Source organism: Leuconostoc sp. JNUCC 76 (assembly GCF_053667755.1).
The window spans coordinates 1,330,774-1,343,753 of sequence record NZ_CM132206.1 but is presented as its reverse complement, the minus strand read 5'-3'; the positions used below and the strand labels follow the sequence as shown (position 1 = coordinate 1,343,753).

Genomic DNA, 12,980 nt, shown 5'->3' with positions numbered 1-12,980 from the left:
TGATCAATTTCTGATGTAAGTTATTAAAAAGTAATGCAATAATTAAAAGGAAACGTTATAATGACTCAAATAAGAAACGACTATGAAATAGTGACAGTTGCAGATATTGTTCAATGGTATAAGCAAGGTAAGTTAGAGTTGTCTGCGAAGTATCAGAGGAATAAAGTATGGAACGAAAATGCAAGATCATATCTGATAGACTCTATTTTAAGAGGGTTTCCAATTCCACCAATTTTTATGCGAAAATCATTCAATGTTGAAAACAACGATGTTGTTCGCGAAATAATTGATGGACAACAAAGAATTACGGCCATTATAGACTTTTTAAATGACGATTTGACAGTGTTGAAATCACATAATTCTGAATACTATTCTACGATATATTCAAACTTTGATGATAGCAAAAAAGAAGAAGTGCTTAGTTATAAAATTTCATCTGGAATTATAACAGAGCATAAGGATTCATTGATTTACGAAATGTTTGCACGTCTGAATTCAAATAACTATGTTTTGAATAAACAGGAAATAAGAAATTCTATATACTGGGGGCCGTTTAAAGTATTCGTTTACAGTATTTCTGGACAATTGCATGATTTTTTTGATGAATTCAAAATTTTTAAAGATCGTGATTTTTCAAGAATGAATGATGCAGCATTTGTGAACTCATTAATCATTTTTTTGTTGAACGGCTATGTTGAAGAGACACCAAAATTTATTGATAATGTCTATAAGAAATATGATGTGGATTTTGATAATGTTCTTCAGGTTAAAGAAAGAATGTTTGCAATAATTCAGTATATTGAACTTTTATTTAATAGTGTTAATCGTAATATCGAACCCTTTGATAATAAAAATTATTTATTTACACTATTTGCTACTATTGCAGAACAAAATGAGAGTGAAAAATATGAGTTGTCAGAAGAAACGAAAAAAAATATGGTGAAAAATTTTCGTAATTTCATTAGTCTGTGGAGTTCTGATGAAAAAGAGTTAACACCTGAAGTCCAAAATATGATTTCTGAATTCAAACAATTAAACACGCGAAGGACTACTTCAAAGTTATCTAGAGAAAAGCGTGTTATTATCCTAAGAAAAATATTATTTAGAAATTGAAATGAAAATGAATCTGAGCGAATTAAAAACAGAAACAATTAGTGAAATAGAAATGTGGCGTGATAAAGCCATCCACGATGATGTTTATGAACTACCAATTTTAAGAATTTGGGTTTTGTACGAAACTTATTATGTAGATTCTTTTAAACTTTTTGTTCTGAACATTGAGGAAAAAGAAGTGAAAAATTCTATTACTGACGTCAGCAATAAAAGGTACCTTGGCAAAATTAATTTTTCAGATGAGAATCAGTTTTATAAGTTAATGAAATCTAGAGGTCAATCGTTTATAGATTATTTTGATCTTGTAGATGATAAGGGGGATTTGCTATTAGAGCCAAATCCTTATAAAGAAATGAAACAACTGAATAACTTTTCACAAGTTAATGATATAAAAAAGATTCGTAACTTTATAGCACATCGAAGTGATGAATCTCGTAAAGCATATATCAAAATTTTAGATCCTAAAGGTATTGATTTCATAGAAGTTGACGAATATATGAGGAAAAAACGTTCAGGATCAAAACTCAAAAAAACTTATAAAACTAATTTTATATTTTATGTCGAAATAATTATAGAAATGATAAGTTTTATTGCCGAAAAGCCCATTGAATATAATGTTAGTTAATATATTTTTAAGAATAATTTGTTACAATTTTCGTTTTAAAAAGAGCAATAGTGCTTTTGATTTTATAGTAAATAAAAAAAGGTAGCTTTTGTTAGCAGTGAGTTTGTTCAAAAGTTAATGATGCAAAGTTTCTGAGATTTAAGTAACCTACAAAATTTGTTGTTCAAAATTATATGCTCAGAAGTCAAACAACCGGGGTATTAACTTTTGTTTTTTTATCTTGCCAGGCACCTTAGTAACATTCTTTTTAAAATTTGAAGCATAATACAGATCAAGTAAGGAATCAACTATGAATGATGCAGGGTAAAATTTAACAAATTAAAGGTACCTTATGAAAGTTGTGAAAAACATTATCAATAATTGTGACTTAATGTGTGATATAACACGTGAAAAAATTAACGATTTAAATAGCTTAATTGATGAACTTGAAGAATTACAAAATATTCAAAATACAAAAATAATGAATTAAGTAAAAGAAAAAAATAAATAGTGTTAACGACAATTTATATTATTTTTGCGCTCATAATGTTGGCGTGCTCAATCACAATGATCTTTTGGATATCATGGCTATGGTTCAAATGATCCAAATACCTCCTAGAGAATAAACTGACCTTTCATTTGAATAAGGCTTTCGATGAATTGTTCGAAAATGCTGATGTTTTATTAACATTAGTCATACTCTGGAAGTATCTGATGATGTTTCTTTTATAAAACACGCTTTACTGGCAATCAACAAGAAAACCTTTTTATTAATTAACTCTGTTGATGTTCACTTCGCAATCTAATTTAACAACCAGTTGATACATTTCGAGGACCATTAAATGAAAAATATGAAAGTTTTGGTTAAAAATGCAAACTATCAGATAAACAATCTCGATGGTTTTTTTGAATTTGTACGAATGGCAAATAATTCAGGATATAGTTGGTATCGAGGACAGCGCGATAATTCTTGGGATATAGAGTCTACTATTTCAAGGGATAAAGTGAGAACTCAAAGTAACTCCATATCTACGATAAAATACACCATTAAAAATTTCAAAAACAACATTGAGAGAATTAAGAGTATTGTTGAATCTGATGCAAAGTATGAAAGTATTGCTCATTTACAGCTAAATAATTTACAATTTGGATTGCTGGCTCAGCACTACGGCTTCAAAACTCCGTTTATTGATTGGACAGCAGATCCCAATATTGCTCTTTTTTTTGCAATAGATGGCTTTATAGACTGCTATGATGCCGATACTGAAACAAGTACAATGCCTGTTATTTATGCTACAAACCCAAAAATACTAAATTATTACGCGGCTTTGTCAAGTAATGGTCATGATATTTCAGATGTGCTATCTTCAGATGATGTAGCTGTAGTTGAGTACTATACAAAACAAGTTGATTCACTAAATCCTGATGGAGATGCCACAAATTCTTTTATCAACCCAATAGCCATAGAGACAAATTTAGATTTTTGTCATAGAATTACTAGGCAATCTGGAAAGTTCACAATCAAAGGTCCTAAGAATCCAATGGAAGATGTACAATTACGGAATATGTCGTATGATATTGGAGGATCGAATGAATCAAAATTTTTTATTTCTGCTGTTTTAAATTTTGATAAAAACTTTTTTCACTCTGATCTGATGGAATACCTGGAAGAATTCAACTATACAAAACGTTCAGTGTATCGTCTTGGTGATCAAAATAGTGAGTTATTAGACAAACTATTCACGAGACACTTTCTGTTATAAAATTATAATGATGTTCTGGCGTGACTTTAAAAATGAAAAAAATAGATAAACCAATTCAGGTTAACATAATTGTCACTATACAAAGTAGCGTAGGTACAGGCTATCAAGAGCCTGTTTTTGTTTGTGAAATAGCAGAATCCACAAGCTGACTTAAATGTTTATTTTCCTATTTCACAAGCAGTTATATTTTAGACAAATTATTGACATTAAGGTACTTTAATAGCTCATAGAAATTCCCGATAAAATGAGTTTGTTTGAGTCAATTAAAAAGCAAAAGAATTATTACCTTGGCCACCAGAATTTTAAATTAAAACTTAATTGATTCATTTTAGGTGATAAGACCACCTAATCCCAATTTGCGGCCTATTTTAGAACATAAGCGGGTTTGTAGTTTGATTTCGGAAATAATGTTAACCAATTTAAAACTGTCTTTCATTGACGTATAATCAATTCACTCCAAGAGCCAAAAAAGTTTTTTGAATGAATATTTTATTATAAAAATAAATGATTTTATAAATTACGTCGTACAGCGTATAATCCGACGCATATGAACTGTTTGTGTTTGTATTATGAGTGAGTATTTCATAATCATTTTAAATAAATTGAGAACATTTATTTTGTGTTACGCTTAGAGTTATGCAAGAAAGGATTACATTATGGACGCAAAACGCTTCTGCTATCATTCAGAATACACATATTATTTGAAAGATGATTTTGAACGAATTCAATCAATTATAATTCAAGTTAAAAACGATAAATTTGGATCGGAGTTAGTAGATATTATTGAATTAGATAATATTTGCTCTTTTATTGAAAAATTTAAAGAAGCCGCCAAACTTACTGAACTTGAATTAAATAATTTTTATCAAGACTTAAAAAATAGAATAGTAATATTTGTTTCACAGAGAAAATTAGACAGTTTTTCCGATGAATACTCTATCTTACCTAGTATCTATAAGGATTGTTTTTGGTCCTTAATGCTGAAATTGGGGGTACTGAAAAAAGTGAGTTCAGATGAATTTTGTTCTTTTATAAAGCACCAAAACGTGAGTATGAGAACAATTTTGCATTACAAAGCAATTAGCAAGAAATTCAATCTAGGGATAAAAGGCTTACTATTGAAGGATCCAAAACACTTTGAAATTTTTGTAGATAAATATGAGGAGATAGGTAATAAAGTTAGAATCGAATTCAACTTTGATTTTACGAATGTTGAACTAAATGAATGGGCACGACGTTATTGCATGTTACCTAATGCGAATTTGAGCTACTTAGAAGCAATTAGTAAGTGGGGCAAACATAATTTGAAAAAATTAGATCCTGAAATCATTTTATTAGCTAAACATAAATATAATGATGGTTTAGAAAAAATATTTGCTGATAAAAAAGGAGCTCATATTTTCTCCATGGGAGTGTCTTTCGAAAGTGGACTGGAAAAAGATTATGAATTCAAATCGCTAAATAGCCAGTCAGAAAATTTTATTAAGTTTAATAGAGATTGGTTAGACACAGAGCAAGATGGTCGAACGATACTAAAAAATTTTATATACTTTTTTGGTTTTTTTAACAGTGTGGGCCAATTTACAATTTCAGCATCGCCGTACTTTAGTATGGATTCGTTTATGGATTTGTTTAATCGTAGTTCTAGATTTGATTATGATAATTCTATCATTTTTAAATATACTAAAGAATTATTTGATTTAATTTTCTTGGCATATTTTGATTATCTTGATAAAAATGGGAATGATTTGGAATCAGTTTTTGGAGACTTTTATAATATCTTTATAGAAAGAGATTATTGTATTCGAGGTTTTTTTTTCAATGTGTCCAGTAAAGACTACAAATTTTATGATAGATGTAAGCTTGTTATTCCTGAAATGGATAGCATATTAAGGCAATTCGTTTTTTTTGTCAAGGATAAAGAAATAAATATGGAGCTGTTTGAACTCTCTTCTGGTGATGTAAACTACAATGAGATTCCGTCGTTATCTAAAAAGAAATTTGTATATTTTAATTCACAAAATCAAATTGATTTATGTAACTTGCTTTTTTCAACAAATTCATTTTTGATACGTCAAAATTCAAAGAATAATTATTCAAACTTTTTTGAATTGGTACGGAACGGTGTCACATTGAATGATTTCGATGAATTCCAAGTGTATAAAATTGAAAAAATTATTTCAGAAAATATCCTGCAGCTAGGTGTAGGGCAAAACTTATACTTTACTAACTTAAATGAAATTGAGATTTTTCAATTAATCTGGCAAAGAGGATATATTTCGACAATGAATCTTTCCGAAAGCTTAAATCAAACAATACAAGCGGGGGTTGATAGTGGAAAATTAAAGTATGAGGGGCTACTTTTCTCTAAGGAGGATATGAATTATATTTCGTATATTTTGGATGATCAAAAATATAATGATTCGTTGAAAATTCGTAATAAACTTACCCATGGAAGTTATTCAAAGAAAAAAGATAAAGAATATAAAATATTTTATCTAAATCTCTTAGGTATTGTTTTATTATATACATATAGAATAGATGAGGAATTAGATTGGTATGCTAGAAAAAAGCAATCCGGGCGGTTAGAAGATACGAACTAAGAACAGTTTTAATTTGATTGATTTGCATTTTAATGTAGGTTTTGCACTTGTCAATATATTATAGTGAAATTTGAAAAAACAATGTACCGTAAGTCTAATGTATCAATCAATCTTGACATAATTGCTCCTATCCAAAGTATTGCTATATTAACGGTTTAAAGGTGTAAAATCTTTAGGCCCAGATTCTAAGAAAGGCGCTAACTTGTAATTTAAGCAAGTTAGCGCCTTTTGTGAGTGACAAAGTATTTATGTGTTTAATTGACGATTAGATAAACTACTGGCCAATGCTCCAATCACACAGCCACACAATGTCTAGTGATAAAAATAAACCGAGGAAGAGTCAAGCCAACACATTTTGACCATGTATATTAAACAAGAGTGACTGGCTTATTAAAGGTCAAAATGTGAAACTCAAGTATTAATAATTTCTATCACGAGAAGACTATAACAGATAATGAATTAATGTTGCATGTATGCCACATTTTTTCTTGTAGGTCACTTCTGCTTGCCAAAATGAACCAGTATGACTAAATATGACCATCCCATTGCTGCTAAACAAAGCATGAAAACAGTCATATTCAGGGTGCCGATATGATACCAGATGCAAGCAATGATAAAAACTGGTAAATACAGGTGCCAGTAGTTAAAAAGATGACCAAAAATAAGGATTAAAACATAAAGTAAGGTTCCTAAAATGTGGCCAAATAGCCAAAACAGAAACATTGCTAATAAACATAAACAAAAGATTAACATGATTTTATCCTCCTATTCGGATAGTTTTGTCAGACAAAGTGAAAAAAGCTCCTTTGTCACTGAGGGATAATTCAATAGACTCTTAACACCAAAATGCGTTTGCGTATAAGCGCAGACCAGATAACCAAAATACCAGTCATGACCTGATTCACTCAGACCATCTGGGTGGTCAACAAAAAGACGTTGCAGTCGCTTTAAAATATGCGGACCAAAAATAGCATCGTCAAAGATTGCTTGTGCTAAACCTGGATAAATATATTGGCCATTGCTTTCTAAAATGACTAATCCGTTAGCATCAATAGTGGTAGACAATGTTTTAGTTGTGAGTTTTGACATGAGTTTTCTCCTTATGTGGCAGGTGACCAGTATTGATCCAGGAACTCATCGCTTTATAAGCGGACTGCTTAAAAGCCAAGCTAGCTAAGAAATAAAAGCCAGCCAGTGTGAGTAAGACATACAACATTGTGCCATTGATGACCATTAATAAAATATCCAAACTGATAATTGTTGCGGCAATAGTAGTGATAACTTTGGTAATTCGATTCATAGTAGTTCTCCTTGATTATGTACGCACCAGGCAGAAACCATTTCCTGTCGGCCCTGCCTGTGATTGGTGTGTTATTTCGTTTTGACGAAGAACATGGGGACACAAGCAGCACAGAATACAAGGGTGAGCGTAGCGAATTTACGAAGCCCTTGTATTCTGTGCTAGTGCTTGTTGCTGTGGTATCATCACCACAGCTTACAAGTCACTGGTTGTGACACAATGTTTGACTCAAAGCGAAGTGGCACCCAAGAGCTTGGCAGGACAAGCGCAGCGTGTTTGATCCCGCTTGCGGGTCTGGGGAACACGGCAAAAAATTTTTACCGCTCATCATCTTCACGCGCAATCATAATCACACCAACTAGGTAATATAAAATATAGACCAGCATGGCAATTAGCATGAGAAGTTTAAAAACGAATACACCCATAAACACACACTCCTATCTGTGATTAAAATTCCTCGTAGTCCGTTGTCTCTTGTTTGTACTCCGCACTGATTTCACGTAAATCTAAATCATCTGCTCCTAAAATCACTTTTTCGTCAAAATAGTGACGTTTGCCAATTTCAACAGCTTGTGTCAGTTTCTGCTCATCTGTGAGTGTATCAGGGACATTAACTGCCACTGTTCTAGCCAATGTTTCCATATATTTAACGTTGACGATTGCCATATTATTCTCCTTAAATGGTGGTTCTTAGGGTAACGTGTTTACCCTCAGCTAGTTCTTGCATGATAAATGCACTTAATCGCAATGCTTCATCATCTGATAAATCTATTTCACCCGAGTCATTGCTAGTGGACTCACTGACGTGAATTTCACTCCCGCCCATAGGGAATTCATCAGACCATGAAAAGTAACGTATGGCTATATTCTCAATAACTTCATCATTCATTGTCATCTGTCTCCTGTTGGTTTTGCGTGTAATAGATGAGTCCGTTTTCTTCAACTTGATTGAACATTTGGATAAAGTCCTTATCAAGGATACTTTTCTTTTTGTTCAATTCAAATTGTGACCAAGTAAATTCCATTGCTTGATATTGACTAGGGGTAATACTGCTAGGCTTTACTTTGGTATCAAGGCAGAGCATAGCTTGATAAAACAACTTGGGACTTTCTTTTTGTAAAGCTTGCAAAGTGTTGAAAATGGTGTTGACTAATGAAACACTAACGCTTGCTTCAACCATTTCTTCAAAGCCTTTACTTAATTGCGCTTTATAGTGACTAGTTGGCACTTTGGTCTCGTTGAACAAATAAGTCATATCAGCGATTGATTGTGCCATTTTGGTGATTGGCAATTTGCTAAAATCATCATAGAATTGCTTTGTCATTATTTTTCTCCATTCTGAATCTTTTTCCTGTTGGCAATCGCTTCAATTGAGCTGGTTGCGTCGTGACGGGTAACAATTGGCATAATAACCAAAGAAACACAAGGATTGCGCAGCAACTTGCCACGTCCTTGTGTTTCTTTGTAGAGACTGTTTGGCGCTTGCGACTTACAGACTCTTTATCATGCGATTGTGAAAACGGCACAGAGCAAACAAAGCAATTTGGTGCGATGCGAACGGAAGTGAGCCATTTGAACCCCCAATTAACTTGACTGGTGTGGTATCAACCACGCCTGTCAAGTTAATGATCAGGGGGACTGGGGGAGTCTTCACGAAAAAGTGGTGCTTCTTATGACATTTTATTAAAAGCTGCTAGAGTGAGCCATACCTGTATTAAAGTACAAACGAAAATGTACGAGCAGAAAAACACCCGCATTGAAAAGAGGAAAAAATAATGCTCCAAACTTTAGCACAAACATTACCAGTAAACGGGCCAACACCAGACTTTTACAGTGAATGGTCGCAGTATCTCAGCCCTTTACCACACATATTTTTAACGCTAATTATGCTATTTATGCATAGTATAGCTTTAATATTCTATTACATTGCCAATACTGTTTATGAGGCGTATCAAGACTCATTTAAACTGTTAGACTTTATGAATATTTTCTTTGAGCCTAAGAACGCAGCTTACACGGATTGGAACTTAGGCAATATTCTAAAAGATTTCTTGTATTTAGGTTTTGTCATTTTTGGCATTATGATGCTAGTACAGTGGATTCAATATACGGCTACTTCTGGTCGGAAAGGGCGTGAATGGCCTAAAGGCATCACCATCACTGTTGCAGTCATCAGTGCTTTGCCAATGATTATTGGTTTAATGTCAAATATTGGTACGGCAACGGTCGCAGATGTGTCTGGAAAAGATCAACCACAAATTATTACGCAACTTTGGAAAGGAAATTCAACCGATTTAAAGTATTTAGCTAAACATAATTTTGATATGACTAAATACAAACTTGATAAGAATGTCTTTGCTGATGCAGATGCCAAAATAACTGGTTCTGACTATCATTCAGTTATGAGTGATGCAGGTTATACAGACGGATTAAATGATGCGCAAAAGTCTGTTTTTACAAAAAAAATTGGTGGAAATGGTAAGATGATTGACATTTCTGGTGACTCACTTGTTTTGGGTAAAACATTTGCGGATGAATACCCAGTTATGAAAACTAATTGGTTGGGCATTATTGGCGGTGAAATTGTCTTTATTATTGTAGTCGCTGGCGCTATTGTGCGTTTGCTATCCTCCGTCTATAAAATGGCCTTCATGGCCGGCTCAATTGTTTATTTTGGGTTACGTGATGGGACACAAGGTAAACGAGTTATGCAAATTTTAGGCATGATTGAGGGACAAATTACAGGCATTGTAATGATGCCAATTTCTTTGATATTTTTCTTTGCTTGGGTTGAATTTGCCTTTAACACCATTAAAAGCATTCCAAACTTAGGTATGTGGCCGTTCACAATCTTATCCATAGCCGCCTTATTAGCTGGTGGTAAAGGGCTTGCAGGTGGATTTGAAATGATTGAACAATGGACTGGGGTTCGTTCTGGTCATAACCCAGTGGCTTCAATGATATTAGCTAATCAAGCGGCACACATGATTGGTGGCGCATCTAAAGCGGCCAAAAAAAACATTGGTAAAGGGCTTAATGCTATCTCACCCGAACAGAAAAAGAAGAACCGCGAACTAGGCAAGAAAATTGCCAATTCAGGTGGCAATCAAGGATTAGATAATAGTAAAGCACTGACTGATCATAGTTTGGGTGATACTGGTATTGATAGTAGCGCACAAACCTCGGGAAAGGCAGCTAAAGCCGCTGAGGTAGCAGGACGTACAGTCGGGGCAATGAAGCATCCAGGTAGTTTATTGAAAAACACTGGGCGGGCTGCTGGTGAAAAAGTTAAAGGTGGCGTGAATAAAGCCGTTGGCAATGTCAAGGATTATGCTGGTGGTGTCACTGATAGCTTTGAATGTGGCAAGCAAGCTGTTGAAGCTTTTAACAAACGTCATTCACCTGTGACACCAAAAGCTGGTGGCAGTGATAAATCTGTCACTAATAGCCAACCACGTAATGTTCATGAAGCCCTTTCAAAGGCTGCCACAAATTCACCTAATGCTCATCCAAAAGATACAGCAAATAAGTCTCAATCTATGAGCCACGCTATGTCTGATGCACACCGTGGCTTGCCTATTAAAAATAATTCACCCAAGTCTAGCGCTGCTAATTCAACTAAGCCAATTGTGAGTGGTGGAACAGTTGTTCAACCTAAGGGAGTTGGTGCAACACCCGCAACCATGTCACGTCCAAACACCCCACGTTTGAGCGGTACATTGCCTGGCAAAAAGACGGTGACTCAACCGTTGACACCAGCGCAACAAAAAGAAAAGGATCGCGCTTGGGCTGAGAGTGTTATTGCAAAACAAAAAGCGAAAATTCAGAATCAACAAAACGTATCAAGTAAAGAAGACAAGTGAAACTTTTAATTTGTAGGCTGATACGGTAAAATTAACAGTAGTTGATTTTAGGGAGTATACTGATGGAGAAAATTAAGCAAAATAAAATTTGGATTACAATTGTGGTGATTGGAATCATTGTTATCGGAATTTTGTTAGCTATGTTGCATCAACAAAAACAAAACAGTCCTGAGGCACAATCATCAAGTTATGCTTCAAGTGTGAAAGCATCATCTGCTTCGACATCTGTAAAGGATCAAAATACAGAAAAAGCCTATGCTAAAAAAGCTGCTAAGATGAAGGGCCATGTGATTGTCTTAGGTAGTGGGAAAAATGATGTATACTTCACTAAATGGACTTTTTCAGACTTTAAAACCTATGCGAATCAGTGGGCGGAAAAATATTCACAGATGACTCAAAAACAAAAATATGCTGCAAGTATAAGCTTTGGCACACCTGATTCAATAAAAAACAGCGATTATGACACGGAAGCACTGGATACAATTTATGATGCGGTGAAGGCAGGAAAATATAAAGAATTGGGATGCTATTATGATACGGTGAAGGACTTTAATAAGGACAACACTATGTTTAACCCAGATGATATACAGTAACAACAGTTGTCAATAATTTCATTGAATAAAAGTAAAAAAAGTTTGATTCCTAGTCGTTTGTGAGGATCAAACTTTTTTCTCTGCTAACAATGTTTAGAAAAAATAGGAAATACAAAATGAGACGTTTTAGGCATTTAGAGCATGGTGATCGGGTTAGAATTGAAACTTTAAGACAAGAAGGGCATACCTATGCCTATATAGCCGAGAAAATTCATCGTTCAGTCTCAACGGTTTATAACGAAATTCACCGCAATACTATGCGACCAGATGTTATTCGAAATACCGAAATATTTCCCTATAATGCTGATTGGGCTCAGGTTCAATCAGAATACCGTCGAAAGAAAGCATCTATGCGTAAACCAAAGATGACGAGACACTGGCAAAAGGTTATCAATGAGTATTTAGATAGAGATTGGTCTTTACAACAAGTTGCTATGGCAACTCGTGTGCCTTATTCAACAAATACGCTTTATGGCTACGCACGTGATGGATTATTAAAATATCGACCAAAGAAATATAGGTTAAAAAAAAAGCACTACCACGGCGTGAAGACAGACCGAGAGATGTTCAAGATTCATCACATTAGTTCACGGCCAAAAAAAGTCACAGAAAGGACCGAATTTGGCCATTGGGAGGTTGATGGGGTAGAAGGTCCGATTTCTAGTTCAACGCTCTTGCTGACGTTTTTAGAGCGCAAAACACGCTTTTTAGTCGCTGTGAAGACCAAAAGCAAAACGGGTAAGTCCATTAGAGAGGCTATGGCGTTCTTTTTTAGATTTTATGGTGATCAAGTTAAAAGTATGACCTTTGATCGTGGTAATGAATTTACCAATACGTCTAATGTTCTGACTGTTACGCATGAGTTTAATAAAAAGATTTACTTTACGGATGCTTTTGCTGCATGGCAAAGAGGTTCAAATGAAGAACGTAATGCCAGAATCAGAGAATACTTTCCTAAAGGCACTGTATTTACTAAAATATTGCAAGTTAGAATTAACTCAGTAACTAAACTGATTAATGAAAAGCCATTAAGGGTATTGAATTGGCATACGCCAGCCGATAAATTTAATTTAGCCAGACGGGAGAAAAAGTCCAAAAATTGACTTATAAAATAGCACAATCAGAACGGCATTCACGCAG

General features: G+C 34.1%; 12 protein-coding genes. 7 read left to right on the top strand and 5 right to left on the bottom strand.

The features are described 5' to 3' along the window. Nucleotides 1–60 precede the first annotated feature (60 nt). The 4 genes from JNUCC76_RS06765 to JNUCC76_RS06750 all read left to right on the top strand — a co-directional run bounded on the left by JNUCC76_RS06765 (nt 61) and on the right by JNUCC76_RS06750 (nt 6,083). Nucleotides 61–1,113: a DUF262 domain-containing protein gene (locus JNUCC76_RS06765; RefSeq protein WP_454153666.1), complete on the top strand. Its 1,053-nt coding sequence runs from the start codon at nt 61–63 to the stop codon at nt 1,111–1,113. Between the two features lies 1 nt (nt 1,114). Continuing rightward, nucleotides 1,115–1,738, top strand: coding sequence for a hypothetical protein (locus JNUCC76_RS06760; protein ID WP_454153664.1), 624 nt, complete (start codon nt 1,115–1,117; stop codon nt 1,736–1,738). 821 nt (nt 1,739–2,559) lie between these two features. Next, nucleotides 2,560–3,480 carry an FRG domain-containing protein gene (locus JNUCC76_RS06755; RefSeq protein WP_454153662.1) on the top strand — a complete coding sequence of 307 codons (921 nt, stop codon included), beginning with the start codon at nt 2,560–2,562 and terminating at the stop codon, nt 3,478–3,480. 656 nt (nt 3,481–4,136) lie between these two features. After that, complete coding sequence (locus tag JNUCC76_RS06750) at nt 4,137–6,083, top strand: hypothetical protein (RefSeq protein WP_454153660.1); 1,947 nt, start codon at nt 4,137–4,139, stop codon at nt 6,081–6,083. Between the two features lie 765 nt (nt 6,084–6,848). On the opposite strand, the gene JNUCC76_RS06745 is transcribed toward JNUCC76_RS06750, so the two are convergent. The 5 genes from JNUCC76_RS06745 to JNUCC76_RS06725 form a co-directional block, all read right to left on the bottom strand. After that, a complete protein-coding gene (locus JNUCC76_RS06745; RefSeq protein ID WP_454153659.1) occupies nt 6,849–7,172 on the bottom strand; it encodes a hypothetical protein in 324 nt (107 codons plus the stop codon). After that, entirely contained in the window at nt 7,153–7,383 is a 231-nt protein-coding gene (locus JNUCC76_RS06740; RefSeq protein WP_454153657.1) for a hypothetical protein, read from the bottom strand. The genes JNUCC76_RS06745 and JNUCC76_RS06740 overlap by 20 nt, the downstream gene beginning before the upstream one ends. A 447-nt stretch (nt 7,384–7,830) precedes the next feature. Then, on the bottom strand, nt 7,831–8,049 hold the full coding sequence (locus tag JNUCC76_RS06735; protein WP_454153655.1) for a hypothetical protein: 219 nt from the start codon (nt 8,047–8,049) through the stop codon (nt 7,831–7,833). Nucleotides 8,050–8,059: 10 nt separating this feature from the next. Further along, nucleotides 8,060–8,272 (bottom strand): hypothetical protein, encoded by a 213-nt coding sequence (locus JNUCC76_RS06730; RefSeq protein ID WP_285714046.1) that lies wholly within the window; start codon nt 8,270–8,272, stop codon nt 8,060–8,062. After that, complete coding sequence (locus JNUCC76_RS06725; RefSeq protein WP_454153653.1) at nt 8,265–8,708, bottom strand: hypothetical protein; 444 nt, start codon at nt 8,706–8,708, stop codon at nt 8,265–8,267. Before JNUCC76_RS06725 ends, JNUCC76_RS06730 begins: the two co-directional genes overlap by 8 nt. A gap of 451 nt (nt 8,709–9,159) precedes the next feature. Between JNUCC76_RS06725 and JNUCC76_RS06720 the strand changes: the two genes are divergently transcribed. The 3 genes from JNUCC76_RS06720 (at nt 9,160) to JNUCC76_RS06710 (ending at nt 12,943) form a co-directional block, all read left to right on the top strand. Continuing rightward, nucleotides 9,160–11,247 carry a pLS20_p028 family conjugation system transmembrane protein gene (locus JNUCC76_RS06720; protein WP_454153651.1) on the top strand — a complete coding sequence of 696 codons (2,088 nt, stop codon included), beginning with the start codon at nt 9,160–9,162 and terminating at the stop codon, nt 11,245–11,247. Nucleotides 11,248–11,309: 62 nt separating this feature from the next. Then, nucleotides 11,310–11,840, top strand: a complete 531-nt coding sequence (locus JNUCC76_RS06715) for a hypothetical protein (RefSeq protein WP_454153649.1) — start codon at nt 11,310–11,312, stop codon at nt 11,838–11,840. A 116-nt stretch (nt 11,841–11,956) separates the two neighbouring features. Further along, entirely contained in the window at nt 11,957–12,943 is a 987-nt protein-coding gene (locus JNUCC76_RS06710) for an IS30 family transposase (protein ID WP_454153647.1), read from the top strand. Nucleotides 12,944–12,980 lie beyond the last annotated feature (37 nt).

Bases quoted from the DNA above. Each gene is read 5' to 3' on its own strand.
- JNUCC76_RS06735 (WP_454153655.1), bottom strand. From the start codon at position 8,049: ATGGCAATCGTCAACGTTAAATATATGGAAACATTGGCTAGAACAGTG.
- JNUCC76_RS06725 (WP_454153653.1), bottom strand. From the start codon at position 8,708: ATGACAAAGCAATTCTATGATGATTTTAGCAAATTGCCAATCACCAAA.
- JNUCC76_RS06765 (WP_454153666.1), top strand. From the start codon at position 61: ATGACTCAAATAAGAAACGACTATGAAATAGTGACAGTTGCAGATATT.
- JNUCC76_RS06730 (WP_285714046.1), bottom strand. From the start codon at position 8,272: ATGAATGATGAAGTTATTGAGAATATAGCCATACGTTACTTTTCATGG.
- JNUCC76_RS06740 (WP_454153657.1), bottom strand. From the start codon at position 7,383: ATGAATCGAATTACCAAAGTTATCACTACTATTGCCGCAACAATTATC.
- JNUCC76_RS06750 (WP_454153660.1), top strand. From the start codon at position 4,137: ATGGACGCAAAACGCTTCTGCTATCATTCAGAATACACATATTATTTG.
- JNUCC76_RS06715 (WP_454153649.1), top strand. From the start codon at position 11,310: ATGGAGAAAATTAAGCAAAATAAAATTTGGATTACAATTGTGGTGATT.
- JNUCC76_RS06710 (WP_454153647.1), top strand. From the start codon at position 11,957: ATGAGACGTTTTAGGCATTTAGAGCATGGTGATCGGGTTAGAATTGAA.
- JNUCC76_RS06745 (WP_454153659.1), bottom strand. From the start codon at position 7,172: ATGTCAAAACTCACAACTAAAACATTGTCTACCACTATTGATGCTAAC.
- JNUCC76_RS06720 (WP_454153651.1), top strand. From the start codon at position 9,160: ATGCTCCAAACTTTAGCACAAACATTACCAGTAAACGGGCCAACACCA.
- JNUCC76_RS06760 (WP_454153664.1), top strand. From the start codon at position 1,115: ATGAAAATGAATCTGAGCGAATTAAAAACAGAAACAATTAGTGAAATA.
- JNUCC76_RS06755 (WP_454153662.1), top strand. From the start codon at position 2,560: ATGAAAAATATGAAAGTTTTGGTTAAAAATGCAAACTATCAGATAAAC.